25 protein-coding genes and 2 pseudogenes are annotated in these 25,765 nt (G+C 63.6%); 13 read left to right on the forward strand and 14 right to left on the reverse strand.

Features of this window, described 5'->3' with window-relative positions:
* Window positions 1-33: 33 nt before the first annotated feature.
* The 4 genes from IVB23_RS20910 to hslV all read right to left on the reverse strand — a co-directional run bounded on the left by IVB23_RS20910 (window position 34) and on the right by hslV (window position 3,862).
* The gene (locus IVB23_RS20910; RefSeq protein ID WP_247799853.1) at window positions 34-1,158 is read right to left on the reverse strand and encodes a hypothetical protein; all 1,125 of its coding nucleotides are present in this window, start codon (window positions 1,156-1,158) and stop codon (window positions 34-36) included.
* 28 nt (window positions 1,159-1,186) lie between these two features.
* Window positions 1,187-2,491, reverse strand: coding sequence for an ATP-dependent protease ATPase subunit HslU (hslU, locus tag IVB23_RS20915; protein ID WP_247799854.1), 1,305 nt, complete (start codon window positions 2,489-2,491; stop codon window positions 1,187-1,189).
* Window positions 2,492-2,540: 49 nt separating this feature from the next.
* The gene (locus IVB23_RS20920; RefSeq protein ID WP_247799855.1) at window positions 2,541-3,179 is read right to left on the reverse strand and encodes a DUF2585 domain-containing protein; all 639 of its coding nucleotides are present in this window, start codon (window positions 3,177-3,179) and stop codon (window positions 2,541-2,543) included.
* A gap of 122 nt (window positions 3,180-3,301) precedes the next feature.
* Window positions 3,302-3,862: an ATP-dependent protease subunit HslV gene (hslV, locus tag IVB23_RS20925; protein WP_061880035.1), complete on the reverse strand. Its 561-nt coding sequence runs from the start codon at window positions 3,860-3,862 to the stop codon at window positions 3,302-3,304.
* A gap of 198 nt (window positions 3,863-4,060) precedes the next feature.
* On the opposite strand from hslV, the gene hisB reads away from it, so the two are divergent.
* The 8 genes from hisB (at window position 4,061) to IVB23_RS20965 (ending at window position 11,411) form a co-directional block, all read left to right on the forward strand.
* Window positions 4,061-4,654: an imidazoleglycerol-phosphate dehydratase HisB gene (gene hisB / locus IVB23_RS20930; RefSeq protein WP_197965014.1), complete on the forward strand. Its 594-nt coding sequence runs from the start codon at window positions 4,061-4,063 to the stop codon at window positions 4,652-4,654.
* A gap of 65 nt (window positions 4,655-4,719) precedes the next feature.
* Complete coding sequence (locus tag IVB23_RS20935; RefSeq protein ID WP_239628628.1) at window positions 4,720-5,250, forward strand: DUF2628 domain-containing protein; 531 nt, start codon at window positions 4,720-4,722, stop codon at window positions 5,248-5,250.
* Window positions 5,247-5,897, forward strand: coding sequence for an imidazole glycerol phosphate synthase subunit HisH (gene hisH, locus IVB23_RS20940; protein WP_197965012.1), 651 nt, complete (start codon window positions 5,247-5,249; stop codon window positions 5,895-5,897). The genes IVB23_RS20935 and hisH overlap by 4 nt, the downstream gene beginning before the upstream one ends.
* 154 nt (window positions 5,898-6,051) lie before the next feature.
* Entirely contained in the window at window positions 6,052-6,786 is a 735-nt protein-coding gene (gene hisA, locus IVB23_RS20945; protein ID WP_247799856.1) for a 1-(5-phosphoribosyl)-5-[(5-phosphoribosylamino)methylideneamino]imidazole-4-carboxamide isomerase, read from the forward strand.
* Window positions 6,787-6,796: 10 nt separating this feature from the next.
* Window positions 6,797-7,570 carry an imidazole glycerol phosphate synthase subunit HisF gene (hisF, locus tag IVB23_RS20950; protein WP_061023640.1) on the forward strand — a complete coding sequence of 258 codons (774 nt, stop codon included), beginning with the start codon at window positions 6,797-6,799 and terminating at the stop codon, window positions 7,568-7,570.
* Between the two features lie 71 nt (window positions 7,571-7,641).
* Window positions 7,642-7,968 (forward strand): phosphoribosyl-ATP diphosphatase, encoded by a 327-nt coding sequence (locus IVB23_RS20955; RefSeq protein WP_028180742.1) that lies wholly within the window; start codon window positions 7,642-7,644, stop codon window positions 7,966-7,968.
* 21 nt (window positions 7,969-7,989) lie between these two features.
* Complete coding sequence (gene coaA, locus IVB23_RS20960) at window positions 7,990-8,946, forward strand: type I pantothenate kinase (protein ID WP_061880030.1); 957 nt, start codon at window positions 7,990-7,992, stop codon at window positions 8,944-8,946.
* A 494-nt stretch (window positions 8,947-9,440) separates the two neighbouring features.
* Window positions 9,441-11,411 carry a PAS domain-containing sensor histidine kinase gene (locus IVB23_RS20965; protein ID WP_197965010.1) on the forward strand — a complete coding sequence of 657 codons (1,971 nt, stop codon included), beginning with the start codon at window positions 9,441-9,443 and terminating at the stop codon, window positions 11,409-11,411.
* 17 nt (window positions 11,412-11,428) lie between these two features.
* On the opposite strand, the gene IVB23_RS20970 is transcribed toward IVB23_RS20965, so the two are convergent.
* From IVB23_RS20970 to IVB23_RS20990, 5 genes and pseudogenes are all read right to left on the reverse strand, one after another.
* Window positions 11,429-12,487 carry an AI-2E family transporter gene (locus tag IVB23_RS20970; protein WP_061880272.1) on the reverse strand — a complete coding sequence of 353 codons (1,059 nt, stop codon included), beginning with the start codon at window positions 12,485-12,487 and terminating at the stop codon, window positions 11,429-11,431.
* A 68-nt stretch (window positions 12,488-12,555) separates the two neighbouring features.
* Complete coding sequence (locus tag IVB23_RS20975; protein WP_247799857.1) at window positions 12,556-13,206, reverse strand: histidine phosphatase family protein; 651 nt, start codon at window positions 13,204-13,206, stop codon at window positions 12,556-12,558.
* A gap of 61 nt (window positions 13,207-13,267) precedes the next feature.
* On the reverse strand, window positions 13,268-15,541 hold the full coding sequence (locus IVB23_RS20980; RefSeq protein ID WP_247804946.1) for an ATP-binding protein: 2,274 nt from the start codon (window positions 15,539-15,541) through the stop codon (window positions 13,268-13,270).
* Between the two features lie 125 nt (window positions 15,542-15,666).
* On the reverse strand, window positions 15,667-16,134 hold the full coding sequence (locus IVB23_RS20985; RefSeq protein ID WP_197965006.1) for a hypothetical protein: 468 nt from the start codon (window positions 16,132-16,134) through the stop codon (window positions 15,667-15,669).
* A gap of 110 nt (window positions 16,135-16,244) precedes the next feature.
* Window positions 16,245-17,063 (reverse strand): annotated as a pseudogene (locus IVB23_RS20990) (ATP-binding protein); the annotation flags it as partial.
* Window positions 17,064-17,223: 160 nt separating this feature from the next.
* On the opposite strand from IVB23_RS20990, the gene IVB23_RS20995 reads away from it, so the two are divergent.
* Window positions 17,224-18,279, forward strand: a complete 1,056-nt coding sequence (locus IVB23_RS20995) for a hypothetical protein (RefSeq protein ID WP_247799858.1) — start codon at window positions 17,224-17,226, stop codon at window positions 18,277-18,279.
* 294 nt (window positions 18,280-18,573) lie between these two features.
* On the opposite strand, the gene IVB23_RS21000 is transcribed toward IVB23_RS20995, so the two are convergent.
* Window positions 18,574-18,885, reverse strand: a complete 312-nt coding sequence (locus IVB23_RS21000; RefSeq protein WP_346659109.1) for a helix-turn-helix transcriptional regulator — start codon at window positions 18,883-18,885, stop codon at window positions 18,574-18,576.
* A gap of 45 nt (window positions 18,886-18,930) precedes the next feature.
* Here IVB23_RS21000 and IVB23_RS21005 point away from each other — a divergent pair, with 45 nt between their 5' ends.
* The gene (locus IVB23_RS21005) at window positions 18,931-19,896 is read left to right on the forward strand and encodes an IS1595 family transposase (RefSeq protein WP_247799859.1); all 966 of its coding nucleotides are present in this window, start codon (window positions 18,931-18,933) and stop codon (window positions 19,894-19,896) included.
* Window positions 19,897-19,952: 56 nt separating this feature from the next.
* Complete coding sequence (locus IVB23_RS21010) at window positions 19,953-20,792, forward strand: DUF3800 domain-containing protein (RefSeq protein WP_247799860.1); 840 nt, start codon at window positions 19,953-19,955, stop codon at window positions 20,790-20,792.
* Window positions 20,793-20,982: 190 nt separating this feature from the next.
* Here IVB23_RS21010 and IVB23_RS21015 read toward each other — a convergent pair whose 3' ends face one another.
* On the reverse strand, window positions 20,983-21,417 hold the full coding sequence (locus tag IVB23_RS21015) for a hypothetical protein (RefSeq protein WP_247799861.1): 435 nt from the start codon (window positions 21,415-21,417) through the stop codon (window positions 20,983-20,985).
* Between the two features lie 226 nt (window positions 21,418-21,643).
* Window positions 21,644-22,372: pseudogene (locus IVB23_RS21020) on the reverse strand (magnesium chelatase domain-containing protein); the annotation flags it as partial.
* A 229-nt stretch (window positions 22,373-22,601) separates the two neighbouring features.
* On the opposite strand from IVB23_RS21020, the gene IVB23_RS21025 reads away from it, so the two are divergent.
* Together IVB23_RS21025 and IVB23_RS21030 are read left to right on the forward strand one after the other, a co-directional pair.
* On the forward strand, window positions 22,602-22,847 hold the full coding sequence (locus IVB23_RS21025; protein ID WP_018644993.1) for a PilZ domain-containing protein: 246 nt from the start codon (window positions 22,602-22,604) through the stop codon (window positions 22,845-22,847).
* A gap of 79 nt (window positions 22,848-22,926) precedes the next feature.
* Window positions 22,927-23,697, forward strand: a complete 771-nt coding sequence (locus tag IVB23_RS21030) for a tetratricopeptide repeat protein (protein ID WP_061880023.1) — start codon at window positions 22,927-22,929, stop codon at window positions 23,695-23,697.
* A 34-nt stretch (window positions 23,698-23,731) separates the two neighbouring features.
* Here IVB23_RS21030 and IVB23_RS21035 read toward each other — a convergent pair whose 3' ends face one another.
* Together IVB23_RS21035 and IVB23_RS21040 are read right to left on the reverse strand one after the other, a co-directional pair.
* Window positions 23,732-25,021, reverse strand: coding sequence for an AAA family ATPase (locus tag IVB23_RS21035; RefSeq protein ID WP_247799862.1), 1,290 nt, complete (start codon window positions 25,019-25,021; stop codon window positions 23,732-23,734).
* Window positions 25,018-25,749 carry a CpaD family pilus assembly protein gene (locus tag IVB23_RS21040; RefSeq protein ID WP_247799863.1) on the reverse strand — a complete coding sequence of 244 codons (732 nt, stop codon included), beginning with the start codon at window positions 25,747-25,749 and terminating at the stop codon, window positions 25,018-25,020. Before IVB23_RS21040 ends, IVB23_RS21035 begins: the two co-directional genes overlap by 4 nt.
* Window positions 25,750-25,765: the final 16 nt, after the last annotated feature.

A 25,765-nucleotide genomic window follows, 5' to 3' on the forward strand; every position in this document is an offset into this window, starting at 1 on the left:
CCTCTCCCGCAAGCGGGAGAGGGAGCGCACCGTCTAGAACGGCCGGACGATGCCGACACGCGGGATCAGCGTGACGATCAGGCCGAAGATGTTCGTGTTACGATCCTCCGCCGGGATCAGCGCGGCCTCCTGCTTGGCCGGCAGCATCTTCACCGCATGCAGGATCAGGAACATGCAGACCGCCCAGTTCGAGATCCAGCGCGAATAGTCGAACACCATCGCGAACATCACGACATAGGCGAGGCTGATGCCGACCAGCGCCGCGACGACGAGGCGGCGGTGCATCTCGCTCGCGAGCGCGCCGATCAGGCGCGCAAGATAGCGCCACAACGGCGTGTGCAGCCAGATCAGCAGGACGAACACGGGCACGCCGAGAATGTTGTGCGGCAGGCGGCCCCAGGTGTCGGCAACCTCCTTCGCCAGCGGCTGGTACCAGATGTAGGCAAATTGCAGCAGGTCGGTCCGCGACGGATCGGCCATCCGGCTCTTCAGATAGGCCACGAAATCCGCTTCGGGGATCGGCATCGTTCCCCAAAACTGCGCCGCGAAGAACAGCGCGGAGACGACGGCGAGGGCGACGCTACCGAAAGCAATGTTGGTGCGATTCCAGCCATGGGTCAGGTAGTGCCTGATCGCGACGATGGTGATGATCGTCGGCACATACATCAAGAGATGAATGTGATGGATCAGCACGAGAACGATCGAGAACAGCGCGGCCGTGGCAACGAACAGCAGCGAGCCCGCGGGCATCAGCAGCAGGACGATCGCCAGCGCACAGCCATAGATGTCGAAATGGCCGAGCGTGTGCATGAAGTTCTTCAGGAAGAACGGCGAGCCCGCGGTGAAGACGAACAGCGGCAGCGTCCTCGCGGTGAAGCCGAAGGTTTTCTGAAACAGCCTCGCGTAGAGCCCTGATGTCACCAGCCACGTCGCCCCGCCGATCGCGAACACAAGCCAGACCGGCACCTTGTCGGTGAAGACGGCGACGACGGCACCGATCAGCGCGCGCTTGATGAAGCCGAAATGATAGTCGACGAGGAGGTGAATATAGGGGACGTAAGGCGGCAGCTGGATCTTGTGAACGAAGACGCCGACGAGGACGGCGGCGTTGATTGCGAGCAGCAGCCGCCAGGGATTTTGCAGGATGCGTACGGTCACGCCGCATCAATAGCGTGACCGCCTCAAATTACAAAATGAACCGGCTCAGATCCGCGTTCTTGGCGAGATCCCCGACGTGCTTCTGCACGAAATCCGCATCCACCTTGATCGTCTCGCCGCTGCGGTCGGGGGCGGTGAACGAGATCTCGTCCAGCACCCGCTCCATCACGGTCTGGAGCCGCCGCGCGCCGATGTTCTCGACGGTGGAGTTGACGGCCACCGCGACGTCGGCAAGCGCGTCGATCGCGTCGTCGGTGATGTCGAGTGTCACGCCCTCGGTCTGCATCAGCGCGACATATTGCTTGATCAGCGAGGCCTCGGGCTCGGTCAGGATGCGGCGCATGTCGTCGCGGGTCAGCGCCTGTAATTCGACGCGGATCGGCAGGCGGCCCTGCAATTCCGGCAGCAGGTCGGATGGTTTTGCGACATGGAAAGCGCCGGAGGCGATGAACAGGATGTGGTCGGTCTTGACCGCGCCGTGCTTGGTCGAGACCGTGGTGCCTTCGATCAGCGGCAGGAGATCGCGCTGCACGCCCTCGCGCGAGACGTCGCCACCGACGCGGCCGTCGCGCGCGCAGATCTTGTCGATCTCGTCCAGGAACACGATGCCGTTGTTCTCGACCGCGCTGATCGCCTCCAGCGTCAGCTGCTCGGTGTCCAGCAGCTTGTCGGATTCCTCGTTGACGAGGATCTCGTGCGAGCTCTCCACCGTCAGCCGCCGCGTCTTGCTGCGGCCCCCCAACTTGCCGAAAATGTCGCCGAGCGAGATCGCGCCCATCTGCGCGCCCGGCATGCCCGGGATCTCGAACATCGGCATGCCGCCGCCGGACGATTGCGTCTCGATCTCGATCTCCTTGTCGTTGAGCTCGCCGGCGCGCAGCTTCTTGCGGAAGGATTCGCGCGTCGCCGAGCTCGCATTGGCGCCGACCAAGGCATCGAGCACGCGCTCCTCGGCGGCGAGCTGGGCACGCGCCTGCACGTCCTTGCGCTTCTTCTCGCGCACCTGGGCGATCGCGACCTCGACGAGATCGCGCACGATCTGCTCGACGTCGCGGCCGACATAGCCGACCTCGGTGAATTTCGTCGCTTCCACCTTCAGGAACGGCGCGTTCGCGAGCTTGGCGAGCCGTCGCGCGATTTCCGTCTTGCCGACGCCGGTGGGGCCGATCATCAGGATGTTCTTCGGCAGAACCTCCTCCCGCAAGGGGCCGGACAGCTGCTGCCGCCGCCAGCGGTTGCGCAGCGCGATCGAGACGGCGCGCTTGGCGTCGCCCTGGCCGACGATGAAACGGTCGAGTTCGGAAACGATTTCGCGGGGAGAGAAGTCTGTCATGTGTGCTTAGCTAGGGTCAGATGCGGGCCGGGACAAGCCGCATTTCAGGTCAGATGATCGGCGGCCCCGATTGCCATTGTTTCACGGCCTCGATCGGATGGATCAGCATCAGGATGTTGAGCGTCAGATTGTCGCGAATGTGAAGCGCCAGCATGATCTCGAAGGCGATGCCGAGCAGGACGGTTGCTGTGACTGGCAGCACGCGTGCGGCCAGGAACCCCAGGATCATGGCCAGATTGTCCGAGACCGAATTGACGATGCTGTCGCCGTAATAATCCAGCGAGATCGTGCCGGCGCGATAGCGCTCGATGATGAACGGGGAGTTCTCGACGATCTCCCAGGCGCCCTCGATCAGCATGGCGACGATCAGCCGGGCCGGCCAGGACAAACTTCGAAAAGACAAGGGCAGGAACGGCAGCCGTGCGAACAGCAGCCAGGTCAGGCCGTAGAACAGGAAGCCGTGCAGCACGTGCGAAAAGCTGTACCAGTCGGCGATCTGCTGGGAATTCTCCGAGCTGTTCACCACTCCGTGCCAGAGCTTGATGGTGCCGCAGGTGCAGATCGGCACGCGCCCCATTGCGAGCAGGATCGAGGCCTGCAGCGCCAGCAGCAGCAGCGCGATGCCGACCCAATAGGCTGAGGGGATTGCCCTGCGGATATCTCGCGTATCTTCGTGGACAAGAGTCATGGGACGCGCATCATCGCAGTGAGAAGCGATGTTGCGCAACCAGAGCGATGTTGCGCTCCTCTCCCGCAAACGGGAGAGGTTACAGCCAGTTCGGAGCTCCGCTGTTCAGCCACAGGCAAGCCCTAACCGCTTGCCAGGCTTTCGATCGTCACATTCCGGTTGGTGTAGACGCAGATGTCGGCGGCGATGTCGAGGGAGCGGCGGACGATGGTCTCGGCGTCCTTGTCGGTGTCGAGCAGGGCCCGTGCCGCCGCAAGGGCATAGTTGCCGCCGGAGCCGATCGCCATCACGCCGGCCTCGGGCTCGAGCACGTCGCCGGTGCCCGTCAGCACCAGGGAGACGTCCTTGTCGGCGACGATCATCATGGCCTCCAGCCGCCGCAAGTACCGGTCGGTGCGCCAGTCCTTGGCGAGCTCGACCGCGGCCCGGGTCAGCTGTCCCGGATATTGCTCGAGTTTGGCTTCCAGCCGCTCGAACAGCGTGAAGGCGTCGGCGGTCGCGCCGGCAAAGCCCCCGATCACGTCGCCCTTGCCGAGTTTGCGGACCTTCCTGGCATTGGACTTGATTACGGTCTGGCCGATCGAGACCTGGCCGTCGCCGCCGACCACCACCTTGCCGCCCTTGCGGACCGTCAAGATCGTGGTGCCGTGCCAGACCGGCGAGCTGTTCTGGGAAGCCTGCATGGATGATCCTCGTTGTCCGGCCTGATTTAGGCGGTCGGGGCAAAGGGCACAACCTGGGCACAACGGGCCGTTCCGGCCCTAGATTTCGCTCACCATAGGCGGAAGTGCCGGCCTGCCGGAGCGTTCCCGCAGTAGCGAAGCCGTCATTTGGCTGTTAAAAGACCGCCGTTTTCGGGCAAACCATAGCGAAAGCTCTCAATGCGCACCGCGACGATCAAGCGCAAGACCAAGGAAACCGACATCGAGGTCTCCGTGAACCTCGATGGATCAGGCGCGTCCAATATCGCGACCGGCATCGGCTTTTTCGACCATATGCTCGATCTCCTCGCCCGCCATTCCCGCATCGACCTCACGGTCAAGGCGGTGGGCGATCTGCACATTGACCATCACCATACCACCGAAGACACCGGCATCGCGCTCGGCCAGGCGGTCAGGCAGGCGCTCGGCAACATGGCGGGCATCACCCGCTATGCCGGCGTGCACATGCCCATGGACGAGACGCTCTCGCGCGTGGTGATCGACATCTCGGGCCGCCCGTTCCTGGTGTTCAAGGTCGATTTCCCCCGCGACAAGATCGGCGAGTTCGACACCGAGCTGGTGCGCGAGTGGTTCCAGGCCTTCGCCATCAACGCCGGCGTGACTCTCCACGTTGAGACCCTATATGGCGATAACAGCCACCATATCGCCGAGTCCTGCTTCAAGGGTCTGGCGCGGGCGCTGCGGGCGGCGGTCGCGATCGATCCGAAGGCGGCGGGCGAAATCCCGTCCACCAAGGGTTCGCTCGGCGGCTGACATCTTCGTCTCGGCGGCAAAACGCGGCCGGCGGCATCACTGAATTCAGAGAACGGGGCATCACCATGCCTGTCTACACAGTCCACGCTCCCTTTCCTGGCGGAGCCGATCTGCGCGCGACCGACAAGTTCGTTTTCGTGCGCGACGGCTTCCATTTCTGGGCGATGATCTTCGGTCCGTTCTGGCTGCTGTGGAATCGGCTGTGGCTGGCGCTGATCGGCTGGGTGCTTTTCACGGCCGCGTTCAGCGCGGGGCTGTCCAGCCTCGGTGTCGGCCGCAGTTCGGTCGTCTTTGCCAATCTCATCATCGCGCTGCTGATGGGTTTCGAAGCCTCGAGCCTGCGCCGCTGGACCTTGTCGCGCGGCAAATGGCGACAGCTCGACGTGGTGGTTGCCGACAACGGCGACACCGCCGAGCGCCGCTTCTTCGAGCGCTGGAGCCAGAAGCAGCACGGCATCGTCAACGATCAATGGGCCATCGATCGCGGCGGTCCGCCGCCCACCCGCAACACGCAGGGTCAGTCGTTTTCGAACCCGCCGCCAATTCCGGCCGGCGGCATCATTGGATTGTTTCCAGAACCGGGAGGGTCAAGATGAGCGTCGCCATCATCGATTACGGTTCCGGCAATCTGCATTCCGCCGCCAAGGCGTTCGAGCGCGCCGCGCGCAGCCTGGAGAGCCCGCAAAAGGTCTTCGTCACCAGCGATCCGGACCAGGCTTACGAGGCTGACCGCCTGGTGCTGCCGGGCGTCGGTGCCTTCGCCGATTGCCGGCGCGGCCTTGATGCCGTCAACGGCATGGTCGAGGCGATCACCGAGGCGGTGCGGGTCAAGGCGCGGCCCTTTTTCGGCATCTGCGTCGGCATGCAGCTGATGGCCAGCCGCGGCAAGGAACATGTCATCACCGAAGGCCTGAACTGGATCGGCGGTGACGTCGAGAAGATCACGCCGCGCGACGAGAGCCTGAAGATCCCGCACATGGGCTGGAATACGCTCGAGGTGCTCAGGGAGCATCCGGTGCTGGACAAGCTGCCGCTCGGCCCGAAGGGCCAGCACGCTTATTTCGTGCACTCCTATCACCTCAACCCCGCCAGCGAGGCGGACGTGCTCGCGCGCGCCGATTACGGCGGGCCCGTCACCGCGATCGTGGCGAAGGACACCGCGATCGGAACGCAATTCCACCCCGAGAAGAGCCAGCGCTTCGGGCTGGCCCTGATCTCGAACTTCCTGCGATGGAAGCCGTGATGGATTCGACGGCTTTCACCTCGTCATTGCGAGCGCAGCGAAGCAATCCAGCGTCTTTCCGCGGCGGCAGTCTGGATTGCTTCGCTGCGCTCGCAATGACGGAGTGCATAGCTGACAGGCCCGTTCCCATGATGGGGACGGGAGCAGGTGCGACATGATCCTCTTTCCCGCGATCGACCTCAAGAACGGCCAGTGCGTGCGCCTCGAGCAAGGCGACATGGCGCGCGCGACCGTGTTCAACCTCAATCCGGCCGCGCAGGCGCAGAACTTTGCCGAGCAGGGCTTCGAATATCTCCACGTCGTCGACCTCGACGGCGCCTTCGCCGGCAAGCCGGTGAACGCGCAGGCTGTCGAGGCGATGCTGAAGACGATCAAGATCCCGGTGCAGCTCGGCGGCGGCATTCGCGATCTCAAGACCGTCGAAGCCTGGCTCGACAAGGGCATCACCCGCGTCATCATCGGCACCGCCGCGGTGCGCGACCCTGAACTGGTGAAGTCTGCGGCGAAGAAGTTTCCCGGCCGCGTCGCCGTGGGCCTCGATGCCCGCGACGGCAAGGTCGCGGTCGAAGGCTGGGCCGAGACCTCTGAGGTCACGGTGCTCGAGATCGCAAAGCGTTTCGAGGATGCCGGCGTCGCCGCCATCATCTTCACCGACATCGCGCGCGACGGCCTGCTGAAGGGTCTGAACCTGGAGGCGACCATTGCGCTCGCCGAGGCCATCTCTATTCCCGTGATCGCCTCCGGCGGCCTCGCCTCGATCGAGGACGTCAAGGCGATGCTGACGCCGCGCGCCAGGAAGCTCGCCGGCGCGATCGCCGGCCGCGCGCTCTACGACGGCCGGCTCGATCCCGCCGCCGCCCTCGCCTTGATCCGCAACGCGCGCACTTAGGAGACATCGGATGTTCAAGGTGCGCGTGATCCCCTGCCTCGACGTCAAGGACGGCCGCGTCGTCAAGGGCGTCAACTTCGTCGATCTGCGCGATGCCGGCGATCCCGTCGAGGCCGCGATCGCCTATGACGCCGCCGGCGCCGACGAGCTCACCTTCCTCGACATCACCGCGACCCATGAGAACCGCGGCATCATGCTGGACGTGGTCCGGCGCACGGCGGAGGCCTGCTTCATGCCTGTGACCGTCGGCGGCGGCGTGCGTGAGGTCAACGACATCAAGACGCTGCTGCGCGCCGGTGCCGACAAGGTCTCGATCAACAGCGCCGCCGTGGCGCGGCGCGAGTTCGTCAAGGAAGCTGCCGAAAAATTCGGCGAGCAGTGCGTGGTGGTCGCGATCGACGCCAAGCGCGTCAAGCGCCCGGGCGGTGACCGCTGGGAGATCTTTACCCATGGCGGGCGCAACTCGACCGGTATCGACGCGATCGAATATGCTCAGGAAGTGGTCTCGCTCGGGGCCGGTGAAATCCTGCTCACCTCGATGGATCGCGACGGCACCAGGCAGGGGTTCGACATTCCGCTGACCCGTGCGATCGCCGACAGTATTCCCGTTCCCGTGATCGCCTCGGGCGGCGTCGGCAATCTCGACCATCTCGTCGACGGTATCCGCGACGGGCACGCCACGGCCGTGCTGGCCGCCTCGATCTTCCATTTCGGGGAATTCACCATCCGCGAAGCCAAGGAGCACATGGCGCGGCGGGGACTCCCCATGCGCCTGGATGCCTGACGACTCCTGTACTCAAGAATGCTAGATTGGCGGATGGCCGCCGTGGCCCTGTGCGTTTCCGAGTAAGTCCGATGCCGCGTTTCACGATCCATGATCTGGCCGAGACCATCGACGCCCGCGCGGCCTCGGGTGGCGAAGCCTCCTATACCCGCAAGCTCCTCGACAAGGGCGCCGAGCATTGCGCCAAGAAGTTCGGCGAGGAAGCAGTCGAAACCGTAATCGCTGCAGTCGAAAACGATCGCGCGCATCTGATCGCTGAAAGCGCCGACCTGCTCTATCATTTCCTTGTGCTGCTCAAGGTACGCGGCGTAAAGCTGGAGGAGGTCGAAGCCGCGCTGGACAAGCGTACGAATATGTCAGGGTTGGAAGAAAAGGCGTCGCGCAAGAGCGGCAGCTAGCCGAAGTGGAGAGGTCGCGTTATGGATATCCGCGCACCCGAGCAGCAGTATAATCCGTACCGCGTCTATACGCGCGAGCAGTGGGCGCGCCTCCGCGACGATACGCCGATGACGCTGGAGCCGGGTGAATTCGACCGGTTGCGCTCACTGCACGACCGCCTCGATCTCCAGGAAGTCGAGGACATTTATCTTCCGCTGTCGCGCCTGTTGTCGATCTATGTCGACGCCATGCAGCGCCTGTATTACGCAGAGCGCCAGTTCCTCAACATCAGGGATCGCAAGGTCCCCTACATCATTGGCGTCGCCGGCTCGGTTGCGGTCGGGAAATCCACCACGGCACGCGTTCTTCAGGCCCTGCTGGCGCGCTGGTCGCCGCGGCCGAAGGTCGAGCTGATCACCACCGACGGATTCCTCTATCCCAACGCAGTGCTCGAGCGGCACGGCATGATGCAGAAGAAGGGTTTTCCGGAAAGCTACGATCTGCCCCTGCTGCTCAGCTTCCTCTCCGACATCAAGGCCGGCCGCCGCCACGTGCGCGCGCCGGTCTATTCGCATCTGACCTACGACATCGTGCCGAACCAGTGGGCCGAGATCGACCAGCCCGACATCCTGATCGTCGAGGGCGTCAACGTGCTGCAAACCGGCAAGCTGCCGCGTGACGGCAAGGCAGTGCCTGTCGTCTCCGACTTCTTCGATTTCTCGGTCTACATCGATGCCGACGAGGCGGCACTGCGGCAATGGTACATCAAGCGCTTCCTGGCGCTGCGCGACACCGCATTCACCAATCCAAGATCCTACTTCAACCGCTACGCGTTGCTGTCGGACGAGGAAGCCACCGCCACCGCGATCGCGATCTGGGAACGCACCAACCTCGCCAATCTCGAGGACAACATCCTGCCGACCCGTCCCCGGGCGACGCTGATCTTGAAGAAGGGCGCCGACCATACGGTGGAGAGCGTGGCGCTCAGGCGGCTGTGATCGCGTGCGAGCGGCAAATATCGAGCTCAGTATCTTTTGATGCAGACTAACTAGGGGTATTGGGTTATGGCCTTCGAACACGCGAGGGGGCCATGGTTGATCGTCTCAGAAGCGCTGCGGAACAGCTCGAAGCGCCAATATGCCCGGACTGCCACATTGAGATGAAGTGGTATCGCTCGGAGCTGCTTGCAGACGAGCCGGTCCCGGTCATCGCACATCTCTTCGCCTGCCCCCATTGCAAGCGCGTCGCCCAAACCGAGACGATCTTCAGGGGGAGCGAAGGTCCGCCCGGCCGACTTTCGGCCCCCCGTTTCTGCGCTTACGCCGCATAGCAGTCGTTGCGCCAGAGGGTCTCGGGCCTGCGCGGGTGGCCGGCCGGAGCGCGTAGTGGAGTGCGTGCCACGGGCGCGGTATAATCGTAACATTTATTGGAACCAGTATCCTGCCAATCCGTTGATTGGGGCCGTCGCTCGCCCCGCAGCTTGAGGATCCGTATGAGCCAAACGCCGCTTGACGAGCTCGATGACGGCCGTCGTCTCGAGCTCCTGGTCAACGCGATCGTGGACTACGCGATCTTCATGCTCGATACCGACGGCACCGTGCGGAGCTGGAACTCGGGGGCCGAGCGTCTCAAGGGCTATTCTGCCCGGGACATCATCGGCACGTCGTTTTCGGTGTTCTACACGCCTGAGGATCGGGCGGCGGGCCTGCCAGCGAGAGCGCTGGCGACAGCGCGCGAGACCGGGCGCTTCAATTCCGAGGGCTGGCGCGTGCGCAAGGACGGCAGCCGGTTCTGGGCGCTCGTCGTCCTCGACTCCATCAAGGACGAGCAGGGCCGCCTGATCGGCTTTGCCAAGGTGACGCGGGACATCACCGAACGGCAGCAGGCGCACACGGAGCTGCTCGAGAGCGAGCGGCGGTACCGTCGGCTGATCGAGGCCGTGATCGACTATGCCATCTTCCAGCTCGATCCCGAGGGCAACGTCGCCACCTGGAATCCCGGGGCCCAGCGCATCAAGGGCTATGCTCCACTGGACATCATCGGCCAGCATTTCAGCCGATTCTACACGCCGGAAGACGTCGCAAGCGGAGTTCCCAAGCGGGCGTTGGAAGAAGCGCGCGAGCACGGCCGCTTCGAGGCGGAAGGCTGGCGCATGCGAAAGGACGGAACGCGCTTCTGGGCGTCGGTCATCATCGATCGGATCGTCGGCGAGGCCGGCGAGATCATCGGATTTGCCAAGGTCACGCGCGATCTCACCGAGCGCAAGCGCGCGCAGGACGAGCTCAAGCAGGTCCAGGAGCAGTTGATCGCGTCCCAGAAGCTCGAGGCCGTCGGGCAGCTCAGCGGCGGCATCGCGCACGACTTCAACAACCTGCTGATGATCGTGCTGGGCAACATCGAGACCGCCGAGCGCAACGCCCGTCAGCTCGCCGGAACAGCCAACCTCCAGCGTGCTCTGAGCCATGCCAAGCGAGGCGCCCAGCGCGCGGCAGCGCTCACCAGCCGGCTTCTCGCCTTCTCGCGCCGGCAGGCGCTCGATCCCAAGCCGATCAACGTCAACAACTTCCTCAGCAACATGCAGGACTTCCTGCAGCGAACGCTCGGCGAGCGCATCGAGGTCGAAACCGTCGGCAGCGCGGGACTCTGGCAGATCGAAGCCGACGCCAACCATCTGGAGTCCGCCATCATCAATCTCGCGATCAATGCGCGCGACGCCATGCCCGACGGCGGCAAGCTCACGGTGGAGGCCGTGAATGTCTCGGCTGACGATGATTACAGCCGTGTCAATCCGGAGCTGTCGCCCGGCCAGTACGTCGTGGTTTGCGTGACCGACACCGGAAGCGGAATGTCGAGCGAGGTGCTCGATCACGCCTTCGAGCCCTTCTTCACGACAAAAGAGCCGGGGCACGGGACCGGGCTCGGTCTCAGCCAGGTCTATGGGTTCGTCAAGCAATCCGGCGGCCATGTGAAGATCTACAGCGAGGTCGGCCACGGCACGAGCATCAAGATGTATTTCCCGCGCTACCTCGGCACGCGCCAGGCGCCCGTCAACGAGCCCGAGGACGTGCTGCCGGAAGGCGAGAAGATCGAGACCATTCTCGTCGTCGAGGATGATTCCGATCTCCGGACCTATGTATGCGACGTCCTGCGCGACCTGAACTATCGCATCCTGGCTGCACCGAGCGCCCAGGGAGCCCTGACCATCCTCCTCCAGGAGGAGCCGAAAGTGAATCTGCTTCTGACCGATGTCGTGATGCCCGGGATCAACGGTCGTGAGCTCGGCAGGCGGGCGCAGCAGATACGGCCGGGACTGAAGGTTCTCTACATGACCGGATATTCAAGGAACGCCGTCGTTCACCAGGGCCGCCTGGATGAAGGCGTCGATATTCTCGAGAAGCCGGTCTCGCAGGCGAAGCTGGCGCTTCGTGTGCGTGAGATCCTGGACCGGCCGGTCAAGGAATGAAGCTTACTCAATGAAGCTTACTTGCGGGCCTCCTGTCGCGCTTTCGAGCTCATGAAGATTTGCCACGCCGTCAGAAACATCGCGGCAACGAGCGGGCCGATGACGAAGCCGTTCGCTCCGAAGCTCGCAAGTCCGCCCAAGGTGGCAAGCAGCACGACGTAGCTCGGCATCTGGATCGACTGGCCGACCAGGATCGGGCGGAGGAAATTGTCCGCAAGGCCAATCACGAAAGTGCCGAAAGCGAGCAGAATGAGACCCTTCGTCACGGCGCCTGACACGAGCAAATAGAGTGCGACCGGAACCCAGATCAGGGCGGAGCCCAGCACGGGCAGGAGCGAGACCAGCGCCATGAGCGCGCCCGCCAGCAGCGGCGCAGTCAAGCCGAGCAGCCAGAAGATGAGCCCGCCAAGCGCCCCCTGTATCAGCGCGACGAGAACGATCCCCTTGATCGTTCCGCGAACCGCGAGGGTGAACGCATCGAGGATCTCGGCGGTCTGGCTCGGACGCAGCGGGAGTGCGTCGCGAATGCGTGCGCTCAGGTCTTCGCCGTCGCGCAGCAGGAAGAACAGCAGGTACAGCATCACGAGCAGGCTTGCGACGAACTCCAGCGTCAACTGGCCGATGTTGAGCGCATGTCCGGCCAGCTGTTGGCCGGCTGGGACGACCAGACCCGACAGGCGTTCCTTCAGGGCCGAAAGATCCATGCGGGCCAGGCGGTCTGACAGCGAAGCAGCCCAGCCAGGCAGTGCGGATCGCAATTGCTCCAGGGGATGAGCGAAACTGATCTCTCCGCTCTGAACGCGCTGATACAGCTCCCCGCCCTGGTCGACGAGCGAAGCGATGACGACCGCCACCGGGATCAGGACCATGACGATCACGACGACGACAGTGAACAATGCGGCAAGGTTGTGCTTGCCCGGGAGGGTTTTCAGGGCGCGCCGATAGAGGGGTGCGAAGATGATGGCCAGCAGGATGGCCCACAACAATGCGCCGGAGAATGGCCAAAGCACCCACCCGAACGCAACGGAGATCGCGGCAAGCAAGATGAGGAATGAGCGGTCTTCTGATGTTCTCACGTCGTCGCCAGCCTTTCGGTCGCTCGTCACAGGACCTCCGTACCACAACATCGTGGCGGAGCGGCAAGTCACGGCTGGATGCCAGGCCCCTCACTGCCTGCTCTCGCGTTCCAGTCCGCAAGCTTGATGCGCCCCGCGAAGGTGGCGGGGCCGGAGCCGTTGGCCTTGTAGACGAAGGCTTCGCCTTCCTGCACGTCGCCGGCTTCCTTGCCGAAGGCATCGGCGATGTTCGTCTTGTGGGTGACCAGGAACGTGTTGGTGCCTGGCTTCGGCGGCGCATCGACGAGCTGGCGCACGGCCTGCCCGGCCTTTGCATTGGCACCGGTCGGGTTTGCCATTCCCGATGCGCTGGCATTGCTGCTGTCCGTGAGCGCATCGACCGGCTTGACCTCGCGGCCGGAGATCAACCTGCCGGCCTCGACCGCGCGGTTCAGCCTGCTGGTGTAGACATCGCCGATCGGGATCGCCTGCTCCCTGATCGCCGTCCCGATCTGGCGCGCCATGTCCCTGCCCTTGTCGCTGAGCTGACGCTGGGCGCTCATGTCGTCGAACTTGAACGGGTAGACGTCCTTCTGGCTGTCGTCGGTCGCGGTGTGCCGGAAGATCAGGACGTAACCGCCTTGCTTGAGCGACGAGATGAGATCCGGCGCATCGGCTGCGGCGTGCCGGGAGATTCCGGCGAGGAGGGCAATAAGCGCGAGGCGGCAAAGCACGTTCATGCGCAAATCCTCTTTTGCAAATGCCCCGGAGGATGGTGACGCGCAACGCGCTCGATTTCAATTAGCGATTGCCGGCGGGGATCGGGTTCCCGTGCTCCGGGACTGCCAGATGCCGCGATGCGGCCAGCCCGGCCAGCGCCTCGTCAAGCTTCTCGCGGTCGAGCGGCTTGATCAGAAATCCGTTCATGCCCGCCTCGAAGCAAGCATGGCGATCCTCCGCCAGCGTGTTGGCGGTGAGTGCCAGGATCGGCGTGTGCCGACCGCCCAAGTGACCGCTTAAGGCGGCCTCATGCGCGCGGATGCGTTTCGTCGCCTCGATGCCGTCGAGCTGCGGCATCTGGATGTCCATCAGCACGAGATCGTAGGGCATGCCGGCGGATGAGGCGGCGAGCCAGGATTCCAGCGCGGCCTCGCCATGGACGGCGATGACGACGCGGTGACCGAGCTTGGTCAGCAGCGAGCGCATCAGCAATGCGTTGATCTCGTTGTCCTCGGCGACGAGGATCGACAGGCTCCTCGCCGGCGCTGTACCGGTGGATGCGGCCGGCGGCTCCGGCGCGAGATCGGGCGAGGCGACCTCCGGCGTCAGGGCGAGGCGGGCGGCGAGCGATGCCGCCCGCAGCGGCTTCATCAGAAAGCCGGTGAAGGCCGGCGACAGCTTCTCGTGGCGTGAGCTCGACGTCAGCAGCACGAGGCGCTGCAAGGCATGCGCGCGGGCCGCGTCACCCAGATGGTCGGCAATGGCAGGGCCGATCGCGCGATCGATCAGCACTGCGTGCCATGAGCGTTGCGGCAGCAGTGCTTCGGCGACCGCCGCATCCGCAACCAGGCAGGTCTGGCCGCCCCAGCGCGCAAGGCGCCGCGCGATCAACGAGGCCTCGATGCCGTCGGCGACGAGGAGCATCGACTTGCCGGTGAGGTCGGGACTCGGAAATGCAGTCTGTCCGGCGCCGGCCTGCGACGGCGGAAGCGGCACCGCGACCTCGAAGGTCGAGCCCCTGCCCGGCTCGCTCGTGAGCGTGATCCGGCCGCCCATGCGCTTGACGATGCGTTCGCTGATGGCAAGGCCGAGCCCGGTGCCGCCATAGGTGCGGGCAACGCGCTGGTCGGCCTGCTCGAACTCGCGGAAGATGCGCTGCTGGGCTTCGGCTGCGATGCCTATGCCGGTATCGCGGACCAGGAAGCTGATCTCGTTCGGCCAGATGCCGGGCTCGACGATCAGCGCAACGCCGCCGCCCGCGGTGAACTTGATGGCGTTGCCGGCGAGGTTGAGCAACACCTGGCGCAGCCGCGCGGCGTCGCCGACCACCTCGAGCGGCAGGCGCTCGTCGACATAGGCGGCGATCTCGAGCGTCTTCGCCTGCGCGCGCGGTGCGAGCAGCTCGGTGATCTCCTCGACCAGGGTCGAGAGCGCGAAGGGACGTTGATCGAGGTCGAGCTTGCCGGCCTCGATCTTGGAATAGTCCAGCAATTCCTCGATCAGCGCCATCAAGGCTTCGCCCGAGGTCTTCACCGCCCTGGCATAGGTCGCCTGCTCCGGCGTCAGATTGGTGTCGAGCAGGAGGCCGCCCATGCCGATGATGCCGTTGAGCGGCGTGCGGATCTCGTGCGAGGCCATCGCGAGGAAGCGCGACTTGGCGCGGTTGGCGGCATCGGCCTGGTCCCGCGCATCGGACAGCGCGCGTTCGGTCTCGGTGCGGTCGGTGACGTCGCGTCCCACGCTCTGCAGTTCGGCGGGCTGTCCGGCGTCGAGCCGGACATAGCCCTCGCGCCAGGCGATCCAGCGCGCGCCGAGCGGAGTTGCGATCTTCTGGTCGTGGATGCGCGTGCCGTTGCTCTCGCGGGCGCTGTCGCCCTGCTCCAGCACGTTGAAATCGAAGTGCGTGCCGACAAGTGCGCCGCGCGCCCGTCCTGCGAGCGCGCAATAGGCCTCGTTGGCAAAGGTGATGCGGCCCTCCGTGTCGCGCAGCACGATGAGGTCGCCCTGCTGCTCGAACAGGCTGCGGGCGCGTTCTTCCGCTTCCTTCAGCTCCCAATTGCGGTCGATCAGGGCCTCATTGTGGGCGGCGAGCGTGCGCAGCCGCCTGTCGACGAAGCGCAGGCGCATGCTCAGCGTCGCAAGGCCGAGGCAGGCGAGCGCGAACAGGAAGCTCGCGCCGATCGCAAAGGCGTGGGGATCGTAGGCGGAATTCTCCGAGCGGCTGCCGGACACGAAACCATAGGCGCCGCCGAAGGTCGCCGAGAAGATCATGAAGGAGCGGATCGCGAAGGCAATGCGGGGGTGCTGCCGCTTGAAGCGGCGCATGCGCACCTTGATCCGGAACGTCCGACCCATCGCCACCGACCCGACTCTCTTGCTCGAAACCTGTGATCGCCGGCTGCCAAGATGTCGCGCCGACCTTGCGAACAGTTTGCGGCCTGGGCCCCGCCTTCCGACAGGGTTGACGGGATGTTAACGGCTCAGAGCGAGGCGGCCTGGAGCTGGCGGTGGCCGCCGCGGGCGCCGACGATCAGCGCCGCCGCCTCGCGCTGCGAGAAGGTCTTCGAGCGCACATAGATACGGTAATCCGCCGGTCCTTCGCTGGAGAGATAGACCACCGGCCCGCCGTCGACGGGCTGTGCGGCAATCGAGATCAGCCGTGTCGAGGGGGTGAGCTCGCAGGAGTCCGGCTCGGAGCCGAGGCCGTCGTCCACCACGGTGAAGTCCGCGGCGTCCGCGTCATCGGTGATCTGGACCCGCACCGTGGCCTTCGCGGGATCGTCGGTGAAGGCGACATGCACATTGGCGGTCCAGAACAGGGATGTGAGCTCGACCGTGGTGTCGCTGAGCGCGATGCAGGGATGCGAGACCGATCCGATCTCGGCACGGGCGAACACCGCAGCCGCCAGCAGGGGAACAACCGAGGCCAGGATCTTGAAACGCAACATGACACTCTACTCGCCGGGCCCGTCAGGAACTCTCGATACGAAACGCGCGGGCCTTATGGTTTGCAGAGCGTAAAGGAAAATCGTTACCGCCGGGTTGATGCGCGATGCGCTCACGCCATCTGGCGCACATCCTCCGCGAGTGCGCGGTAGGACAGCGCTTCGGCCAGATGCAGCCGGCCGATCTTGTCCGCATGATCGAGGTCGGCAAGCGTGCGCGCCACCCGCAGCACGCGGTGATAGCCGCGCGCCGACAGCCGCATGGTCTCGGCGGCATCGCGCAGCAGCTTGGCGCCTTGTGCATCCGGCTTTGCGATCTCCTCCAGCACCGAGGCGGGCGCCTCGGCATTGGTGCGGATCTTGGGCAGGCCGGCATCCGCATAGCGTGCGAGCTGGATGTCGCGCGCCGCCGCCACGCGTGCGGCGACCTCGGCGGAGCCTTCCGCCGGCGGCGGCAGGATCAGGTCCGCCGCGGTCACGGCCGGCACCTCGATGCGCAGATCGATGCGGTCCATGAGGGGACCGGAGATGCGCGCCTGGTAGTCGCCAGTGCAGCGGTCGATGCGGCCGCGCTTGCAGGCATAGCCGGGCTCGAACGCATTGCCGCAGCGGCAGGGATTCATCGCTGCGACCAGCATGAAGCGGGCAGGGTAGGTGACGCGGTGATTGGCGCGCGATACCGCGACCTCGCCGTTCTCCAGCGGCTGGCGCAGCGAATCCAGCACGCGCGGATCGAACTCCGGCAGCTCGTCGAGGAACAGCACGCCCTGATGCGCCAGCGAGATCTCGCCGGGCTTGGCGCGCATGCCGCCGCCGGTGAGCGCGGCCATGCTGGCGGAATGATGCGGCGCGCGGAACGGCCGCCGCGCCGTCAGCGCGCCGCCTTCGATCTCGCCGGCGACGGAGGCGATCATCGAGACCTCGAGCAGCTCCGGCATTAGGTAGCAAACTCACCTCCCAACAAATTCAATAACTTACGCAGCAAGATCGAGGCAGCGTCCCTGGGGACGGCCTCGCGGTATTTTTATGTAAGGATTGACCCCTATGTTAAATGACATATGTTCGGTGCTTGCTGACTTGGGTATCGATTCCATGAGCGACCAACAGAGCTATTTGGCGGCGATTGACGCCGAAATGGCGCGCCTTCGGGAGCGATTGGACAAGCTCGCCAAGTTCAAGGAACTGGCAATCGAGCTAGGCATCACGCCCGATGTGGGCGTTTACCAGCCTCCAAAGGATGAGCGGGCCTATGCAAACGGCGCTCAGTCGGAGCAGCCCAAATCCGAGCACGAGCCTAAGAAGCCGGCCGCTTTCGACGGCACCTTTTCAGGCCTGATTAAGGCCTACCGCACCCATGAGAAGTCGCCGTATCACAAGCTTAAGCATTCGGTTCGGAAGAATTACGATCAAGGTATCAATCGCTTAGACAGGGAAATTGGCTCAGAACGCGTGGCGGACTGGACTGCCAGCCGCGTTCAATACATGCACGACAATAGCTGGGCCGCAGGCGGCAAGGCCTCAATGGGCCATTCTCTGCTCGGCAAGGTGCGATTACTTTGCAGCTTCGGTTCGGTCGTGCTGGAGGATGATGCTTGTACCCGGCTTAGCACGATCATTGGGAATATGCGGTTTGAGCCACCTCCTACGAGGACCGAGATTCTGACCTACGATCATGCGCGGGCGATCAGGGCAACGGCCCACAACCAGTTTAATTGGCCTTCAATTGCCTTGGCGCAGGCGCTGCAATTTGAAATTCCTAAGCTTCGTCAAGTAGATATTATTGGCCAATGGGTCCCCTTGGATGAGCCGGGGCCAGACGACATCAAGAACGACCACGAGAAGTGGGTCGGCGGTCTGATGTGGTCTGACATCGACGAGAACATGATTTTGCGCCGGGAATTACCGGTCGGACGCAAGGGCGAGACCAAGCCGCTCCAGAATGACCTTAAGCGGCTCTCCATGATCATGGAGGAGATCAACAATGTCCCACACTGGAAGCGAACAGGCCCGATGGTAATCTGTGAGTACTCCGGAAAGCCGTGGTCCGCGGCCGAATTTAGGCGAAAATGGCGGATGGTGGCCGATAAAGCAGGCGTTCCAAGCAATATTCAAATGACAGATGGCGCGCGCGGGACCAACAAAACGTGACTCTTTGCTAAAGAGCGCGGAAGTGCGCTTGATGCACTCGGAGAATCGGGGTATAGGTTAGGAACCGGACCCTTATCGGGTCCGGTTCGAGGTCTCTCTAACCAAGTGTGGTGCCCGGTCCAAACGGGCCGAAAGGAAGGTGGAACATGAGAATATAGATCAACTCACATTCACCTAAGGGGCTATCGGTCACGTTCCCGCGTGATCGGTAGTCTCTAGGACGGGCCGGGTCTGGAGACGCTCGCCGGATTTCCACCTGCGCGGGCTTGGGTCCAATCCCCAACCGGTCCACCATCATTTTCTAGCAGAATCAGCGCCTTCTGTCGAGCGGGGCACGCTAATGCCCCGCTCTTTTTCGTTTTCGACAAATGAAACGCCAGCCCCCTCAAGAACCACCTGCATTGCGGCGAGGTTGTTCCGGGTCGGCACCCGCCGACCCGCCTCAAAATCCCGCACGGTCGAAACGCCCACGCTCGCGGCTTTTGCAAGCGCGTCTTGAGGCCAATTTAGCCATGCTCGCGCGGCTCGACACTGTTCTGGGGTCATCCGCGGAATATGTTGACAATAAACATATTCGTCAAGGTCAACGATTTCAGTTGACGCCATTACTTTTAACGCTTATCGATGAGGTCAACGGAAAACGTTGGTCTCATGTCGCAACACCTCCTTCTCACGGCAAGGGCGAGGTCGCTAAGTTTAGCGAAAGTCGCCCGTTTGTCGGACGAGGAAGCCTATCAGACCTTCAAGCTGATCCGCTGGGCCGCCACTAACGGCGAGCCGTTCTGCCCCAAGTGCGGCTGCGTCGCCGTCTACACCTACCAGACGCGCAAGCTGTTCAAGTGCAAGGGCTGCAATCACCAATTCAGCGTCACGTCGGGCACGATCTTCGCCAGCCGCAAGCTGCCGATCCGCGACTACCTCTTGGCCATCGCGATCTTCGTCAACGGCGCGAAGGGCCATAGCGCGCTTCAACTGAGCCGCGACCTAGATTGCCAGTACAAGACCGCTTTCGTGATGGCTCATAAAATCCGCGAAGCGATGGCCTCAGAAGCCAACGGCGCGACCGTAGGCGGCACGGTGGAAGTCGACGGCGCCTATTTCGGCGGCCACGTTCGCCCCGCCAACCACAAGGAAAATCGCCGCGACCGCCGCTTGGTGCAGAACCAGACCGGCAAGCGCCGCGTCGTGGTCATCATGCGCGAGCGCGGCGGCCGGACGCTGCCTTTCGTCTTCAAGTCAGAAGACGCAGCCGTGGTGACGATTGCGCGCACCGTGCAGCCCGGCAGCACCGTTCATGCTGACGAGGCTGCACATTGGGACGCGCTACACGCTCGCTTCCTGACGAAGCGGATCAATCACAGCGAAGCCTATTCGGATGGCGAGGCTTGCACCAATCAGGCGGAGTCGTTCTTCTCACGCTTACGTCGTGCGGAGATCGGCATTCATCACCATGTCGCCGGCCCCTATCTGGCTGCCTATGCCAGCGAAATGGCTTGGCGCGAGAACAACCGCCGTGTCAGCAACGGCGAGCAGTATTTGATGGCAACGGATGCCGCTTTGCAGCATCCGGTATCGCGTCAATGGAAAGGCTACTGGCAGAAGCGGTTGGCGGATTGATTTTTAAGACTGTACTGTGAATTGTTGTATCCCGCCCAAACACAACCGAGACGCTGATGGCCGACGATAAGCCGAAAGAACCACTGCTTCATCTCTACATTGATGAGTCCGGCACCCGCCATCCTGATAGACCCGGAACGGAGGCCAAGCACGGTAACGACTGGTTTGCGATGGGAGGTATCCTCGTCAACGACGAAGACGTTGCTACGGTCAAACAGGGTCTCTCCGACTTCAAAAAGCAGTGGCCGAAAATCAAAGCGCCGCTCCACTTCACGGACATGCGGGCAAAAAAGAAGAATTTTGCTTGGCTAGGTACGCTCGACCAAGGCGATCTGAATAGGTTTTGGTCAACCTATCAGGACTTTTTGGCTGCCATGCCCGTGTCGGGGACAGCCTGCGTTATCGACCGTCCAGGCTATATCGCGCGTGGATATGGCAAGCGCGAGGGTGATGCGAAGTGGCTCTTGTGCCGAAGCGCATTCGATATCCTTTTGGAGAGATCAGCCAAACTCGCGCGGATGAATGGCCGCCGGTTGACCGTGTCCTTCGAAATGGCCGACCCCGGGACCAACCAGCGCGTAAAGAGCTATTATATCAATCTAAAAAACAATGGCCTTGCGTTCGATAAGCAGAACTCCGCGAAGTACGAGCCTCTGACCGTCGAACAATTCGCCCACACTCTTCTGACTATTGAGGGGAAAGATAAGGCGAACACGCTAATGCAAATCGCGGATAGCTATATCTACTCAATTGCTCGCGGGAGCTACGATGCGAGCTATGATGTCTATGACAGGATTGCGAAGGGAGGTCGGCTCATCACCGACCAAGTACCAGCCGAAAAAGCAGCCATTCTCGGCATCAAAACCTACTGTTTTGATCAGAAGAAAGGTCCGTAAAAACACAAAAGGCCGGGTGTTAACCCGACCTTTTGCGCGGCCCCCATACGGAAGACCTACAGGCATAGCCTGATTTGTAGATACATTAGACCCCGGCTGAGTTCAATCGGGAACCTGAAAAATATTCTAGTTCTACGGGAAACAGAAAGCGAAGTAGGTTAACCCATTGTTAATAATTGGTAATATCGAATCAGCGCGCAATCTGCCAAAGCATGTACTGCCCCGGTCCCTGTTCGCACCGGACAAGGCCGTTTTCCCGCTGAATCCGGAGCGCCAGCCCGACCCGCTTGGACATGATCCGCAAGAGCCGCTGATCGTTCTTGTCTAAGGCCCGTTCCACTAGCAGCTGCAAGGCGACATCCCGACTGGTAAGCGGCTCTGCGGCTTGGCGAAGGATGCTGAGCACGATCCGGGACATCTCGCCCCGGTTGCTCCAATCCTTGGGCGGCCGGAAGGCCTTCGCCTTAATGGACTCCACCCGGTAGCTCGGATCGAATTGCAGGATCGTGGCGTCTAGGCTCTCCAAGTCCAAGACCATCTTCCGAAGGGACTCATGGGCGGCCTCGATATCGCCCGCCAACTGCGCCCGACGCTTCACGAGTCCTGCTACGACAAATTCGTTCATGACCTGCCTGCCCGCTTCTCAACTTCCTGAGCGAGCCGCAGCCAATCCTCCGCAATGCGGAGCCATGATTCCTTGTCTAGGGCGCTAATGGACTGCGCCGCCATCTGGCGGGCTTCCTCAGCCTGTTTACGAAACCGCTCAACATCTTGCTTGCTCATAGGCGAATGGTAGCAAATCAGGTAGGATTGCCGCCAGCTTGGGCTTGGTGAGTTTGCTACCTAATGCCGAGCAGCTCGCCCGGCGACAGCGGCGGCAGGATCGAGGGCAGGCGCGCCGCCAGCATCGATTTGCCGGCGCCGGGCGCGCCGATCATCAGCAGGTGATGCCCGCCGGCGGCCGCGATCTCCAGCGCGCGCTTGGCGCTTTCCTGGCCCTTGATGTCGCGCAGGTCGAGCGTGGAGGCGGGGGCCTCGTGCACCTTTGGCGAGGGCCGCGACAGCACCTGGGTGCCCTTGAAATGGTTGGCGATCTGGATCAGCGAACTCGCCGCGATGATCTGGATGTCCGGGCTCGCCCAGGCCGCTTCGGAGCCGCAGGCCGCCGGGCAGATCAAGCCTTCCTCGCGCGCATTGGCGCCGATCGCGGCGGGCAAGACACCGGCCACCGGCGCAATCGAGCCATCGAGGCCGAGCTCGCCGAGAACGGTGAAGCCGGTCAGTGCATCCGGTGGGATCGCGCCGATCGCCGCCATCAGCCCGAGCGCGATCGGCAGGTCGTAATGGCTGCCTTCCTTCGGCAGGTCGGCCGGTGCCAGATTGACGATGATCCGCCGCGCCGGCAGCGCCAGTCCCGAGGCGATCAGCGCCGAGCGCACCCGCTCGCGCGCCTCGGACACCGCCTTGTCCGGCAGGCCGACGATGGCGAAGGCCGGCAGACCGGGCGCGACCTGCACCTGCACGTCGACCGCGCGGGCCTCGATCCCTTCAAAGGCGACGGTAGAAACCCGCTGAACCATGCTCGAACCAGCCTGCCCCTTTCGCGCAATTAGGGGTAGCAGAGCGCGGCTGTTTCCGCAAGAACAATACGGGAACGCTCTTCGACGCCTGCGCAGGCCCTAACCAGACGTAAACGTGACGCGAAGACTGCGTCTCGAATGCCGCCTTCTGTCCTCAGCACATTCCAACGAATGTCCGCTACTGCTGGGCTCGCGGGATGGGCCGTGATCTAACGGGTGAACAGTTCAAATGCTTGCAAATCGCCGAAGAAGCGAACGTCGGGTGTGCAGCCGGCTCGCCAAGATTCATTTTGGCGCGGGCTCGCTGCCGCGGGATTGCACGATCACGGATATTTCGGATGGGGGTGTGAAAGTGGTGGCGGAATTCCTGGAAGTGCCGCCGCAATTCACCATCATCTTCGCGCCCGACTATTCCCGCCAATGCCGCCTGCGCTGGCGCATCGGCTGCGAGTTCGGCGCCGAATTCGTCGATTAGGCCGCAGCGGCCGTCCTCCTTAACGGGACTTTAGCGTTAATGGGTCAGCATCTCTGATCAGTTGCCGAGTGATCAGAGTATGTCCAAGCGTTCGTGCCTCGCCCCTTCGGCGAGATTCCTGCTTCCCGCACTCCTGGTGCTCGGCCTCGGCGGCTGTCAGACGACGGGCCTCGAGGACGTCACCGGCGCGCTCGGCGGCAAACCGGAAACAGCCGGCAAGGCCGACGCCCGGCCGGACATGGACGCATTGCGCGAGCGCTATCGCGCCAGGCCCGGCGATCCCTCCGTTGCGCTCGCCTACGGCAAGGCGCTGCGCGAGACAGGCCAGCGCGCGCAGGCGGTCGCGGTGCTTGAGCAGGCCGTGCTTGGCCATCCCAGCAACAAGGCGCTGCTCGCCGGCTACGGCCGCGCGCTCGCCGATAGCGGCAATTTCCAGCAGGCCTTCGACGTTCTCAGCCGTGCGCATACGCCCGAGGATCCGGACTGGCGCATCTTGTCGGCGCAGGGCGCGGCGCTCGATCAGCTCGGCCGCAACGAGGAGGCGCAGCAATATTACGCCGCGGCGTTGAAGATCGTGCCGAATGAGCCGACCGTGCTGTCCAATCTCGGCCTGTCCTATGTGCTGCAAAACAATCTGCCGAAGGCCGAACAGGTGCTCGGCCGCGCCTATCAGCGCAATCAGAACGATCCGCGGGTTCGTGCCAATCTCGCGCTCGTGCTGGGATTGCAGGGCCGCGAGGCCGAAGCCGAAATACTCGTGAAGGCCGATCTGCCGCCCGATCAGGCGGCGGCCAAGGTCACGGCGTTGCGCCAGTTGCTGGCGAAGAAACAGCAAAGGGCGGACAATTAGTCCGCCCTCTTCCGATCTTTGCGATTCCCGCTCTTTACGACGCCTTGCGATGCGGGGCTGACCCGCGCCCCGACCTGCCCTTCAGCTTCTTCAGGAGCGGCTCGAGCAGCGAGCGCTTCGGCTTCTTCACCTCGCCGCGGCCGGCGAGGCGATTCGCCATGGTCTGGAACAGAAGGGTGGTGCGGTGGGTCTTGGAGACCTCCGCGATCATCTGGCCGTTATTGGCCGCGGTCGAGAACAATTTCGAATCGAACGGGATCACCGCGATCGGCTGGCTCTCCATGGTCTTGGCGAAGGCCTTGACCTCGATCTCCGCGCGCTTGTGCATGCCGACCTGGTTGAGGCAGTACAGCGGCGGGCGATCATTGGGGCGTGCCGCCTTCAGCACGGTCAGCATGTTCTTGGTGTTGCGCAGGTTCGCGAGATCGGGCTCGGCCACGATCACGATGTCGTCGGCGTTGACCAGCGCGCGCCGCGTCCAGCCGGACCATTGATGGGGAACGTCGAGCACGATGCAGGGCGTGGTCATGCGCAGCGTGTCGAACACCGCATCGAAGGCTTCGGTACCGAAATCATAGACGCGGTCGAGCGCAGCCGGTGCCGCCAGCAGGCTGAGGCGATCGGTGCATTTGGCGAGCAGGCGTTCCATCAGCGCCGTGTCCGGCCGGTCCTGCGACAGCACCGCATTGGCGATGCCCTGCACCGGATCCTGGTTGTAGTCGAGGCTCGCCGTGCCGAAGGCGAGGTCGAGATCGATCACGACGGAATCGAGCGCGAGGTCCCGGGCGATGGTCCAGGCCACATTGTGCGCGACGGTGGACGCACCGACGCCGCCCTTGGCGCCGACCACGGCGATGACGCGGCCGGTGATGATGGCCTCGGAAGCCGAGAACAGGCTGCAGATCGAGCGAACGACGTCGAGTGTCTCGACCGGGCCGACCACGTAGTCGTTGACGCCGCGGCGCACCAGCTCGCGATAGGGCGCGGTGTCGTTGGGGTTGCCGATCACGACCACGCGGGTGCCGGGATCGCAGACGCCGGCGAGGTCGTCCAGGCCCTCGAGGATGTCGCGCGTGCCGTCGGACTCGATGACGATCACGTTCGGCGTCGGCATCGATTCATAGACCTCGATCGCCGCGGCGAGGCCGCCGTCCTTGGCGGTGAGGTGGGCCTTGGCGAGCCGGCGATCCTCGCCCGCCGCGGTCACCGCCTTGAGCGTCTGCTCGGTCTCGCAAAAGGCTTGTACGGAAATGCGAGGAACCGGTGCAATGTGTTCCTCGGGGTGCCGCGGATCGTCCGCTTCTTCGTCGTCGAAGCTTGTCATCTGCCGGTGTCGCTGAGTTTGGCCTTGTCGGATTCGGGATAGGCGGTCGTGGTCGTCGTGCCCTTGCGATAGCGTTCGAACGCGATGTTGCGCCGCGCGGTATAGGCCGGCGTCTCGGCGCGCGGCTGCTCGAGATCGGCCGGGTTGTCGATCATGGCCGCGAGATTGCGCTGGGTTGCGCAGCCCAGATTGAAGTAGGGCCGGTTCTCGTTGTAGCCGGGGTCGAGGATGGAGGGGCCGACGTCTTCCGGCCACAGCCCGCAGGGGCCGGCGACGGCCGCAATCTTCGAATAGCTCAAGCGGATGGTGGGCAGCAGCCCGGGATCCTCGGGGCGGTAGGGATGCTGGACGATGGCACGCGACGGCACGCCGCCCGACGCCAGCACGGAGCGGATTTCCTGGTAGGTCGCAGCAGCCGCGCGCGAATTGGCGCTGTCGACGGGCACGTCGACGACGACGGAGCCGGTGCCTTCGCGCGCCCAGTCCCGCGCGATGCCCGCGACATCCGAATGCTGTGCGGCCGAGAGGCCGCCTCGTGCCTTGCCGACGAAGATCACGATCGAGCGCTTGCCTTCCTGCACCGCGATCGGGTGGCGCTGGCGATAGTCGGTCGGCACCGTCTGGGTGACGATCTCGGTGGTGTTGCAGGCGCCGAGCATGACGGAGATCCCCGCCAGTGCCAGCACCACGCCCAGATTGCGACGTCGATCGGCTGTCGTCTTCGTCATCGCCTCATCCCCTCCT

Source organism: Bradyrhizobium sp. 191, from assembly GCF_023100985.1.
GTDB lineage: Bacteria > Pseudomonadota > Alphaproteobacteria > Rhizobiales > Xanthobacteraceae > Bradyrhizobium > Bradyrhizobium diversitatis.

Excerpts from the sequence above, each read along its gene's own strand:
- IVB23_RS20935 (WP_239628628.1), top strand. The coding sequence starts at position 4,720 with ATGCCTGTCTACACAGTCCACGCTCCCTTTCCTGGCGGAGCCGATCTG.
- IVB23_RS20985 (WP_197965006.1), bottom strand. The coding sequence starts at position 16,134 with ATGTTGCGTTTCAAGATCCTGGCCTCGGTTGTTCCCCTGCTGGCGGCT.
- IVB23_RS20975 (WP_247799857.1), bottom strand. The coding sequence starts at position 13,206 with ATGAACGTGCTTTGCCGCCTCGCGCTTATTGCCCTCCTCGCCGGAATC.
- IVB23_RS21035 (WP_247799862.1), bottom strand. The coding sequence starts at position 25,021 with ATGACAAGCTTCGACGACGAAGAAGCGGACGATCCGCGGCACCCCGAG.
- IVB23_RS20995 (WP_247799858.1), top strand. The coding sequence starts at position 17,224 with ATGAGCGACCAACAGAGCTATTTGGCGGCGATTGACGCCGAAATGGCG.
- hslV (WP_061880035.1), bottom strand. The coding sequence starts at position 3,862 with ATGCAGGCTTCCCAGAACAGCTCGCCGGTCTGGCACGGCACCACGATC.
- IVB23_RS21010 (WP_247799860.1), top strand. The coding sequence starts at position 19,953 with ATGGCCGACGATAAGCCGAAAGAACCACTGCTTCATCTCTACATTGAT.
- IVB23_RS21005 (WP_247799859.1), top strand. The coding sequence starts at position 18,931 with ATGTCGCAACACCTCCTTCTCACGGCAAGGGCGAGGTCGCTAAGTTTA.
- hisH (WP_197965012.1), top strand. The coding sequence starts at position 5,247 with ATGAGCGTCGCCATCATCGATTACGGTTCCGGCAATCTGCATTCCGCC.
- IVB23_RS21000 (WP_346659109.1), bottom strand. The coding sequence starts at position 18,885 with ATGGCGTCAACTGAAATCGTTGACCTTGACGAATATGTTTATTGTCAA.
- IVB23_RS21040 (WP_247799863.1), bottom strand. The coding sequence starts at position 25,749 with ATGACGAAGACGACAGCCGATCGACGTCGCAATCTGGGCGTGGTGCTG.
- IVB23_RS21030 (WP_061880023.1), top strand. The coding sequence starts at position 22,927 with ATGTCCAAGCGTTCGTGCCTCGCCCCTTCGGCGAGATTCCTGCTTCCC.
- hisB (WP_197965014.1), top strand. The coding sequence starts at position 4,061 with ATGCGCACCGCGACGATCAAGCGCAAGACCAAGGAAACCGACATCGAG.
- IVB23_RS20965 (WP_197965010.1), top strand. The coding sequence starts at position 9,441 with ATGAGCCAAACGCCGCTTGACGAGCTCGATGACGGCCGTCGTCTCGAG.
- hslU (WP_247799854.1), bottom strand. The coding sequence starts at position 2,491 with ATGACAGACTTCTCTCCCCGCGAAATCGTTTCCGAACTCGACCGTTTC.
- IVB23_RS21015 (WP_247799861.1), bottom strand. The coding sequence starts at position 21,417 with ATGAACGAATTTGTCGTAGCAGGACTCGTGAAGCGTCGGGCGCAGTTG.
- IVB23_RS20955 (WP_028180742.1), top strand. The coding sequence starts at position 7,642 with ATGCCGCGTTTCACGATCCATGATCTGGCCGAGACCATCGACGCCCGC.
- hisA (WP_247799856.1), top strand. The coding sequence starts at position 6,052 with ATGATCCTCTTTCCCGCGATCGACCTCAAGAACGGCCAGTGCGTGCGC.
- hisF (WP_061023640.1), top strand. The coding sequence starts at position 6,797 with ATGTTCAAGGTGCGCGTGATCCCCTGCCTCGACGTCAAGGACGGCCGC.
- IVB23_RS21025 (WP_018644993.1), top strand. The coding sequence starts at position 22,602 with ATGCTTGCAAATCGCCGAAGAAGCGAACGTCGGGTGTGCAGCCGGCTC.
- coaA (WP_061880030.1), top strand. The coding sequence starts at position 7,990 with ATGGATATCCGCGCACCCGAGCAGCAGTATAATCCGTACCGCGTCTAT.
- IVB23_RS20920 (WP_247799855.1), bottom strand. The coding sequence starts at position 3,179 with ATGACTCTTGTCCACGAAGATACGCGAGATATCCGCAGGGCAATCCCC.
- IVB23_RS20980 (WP_247804946.1), bottom strand. The coding sequence starts at position 15,541 with ATGGGTCGGACGTTCCGGATCAAGGTGCGCATGCGCCGCTTCAAGCGG.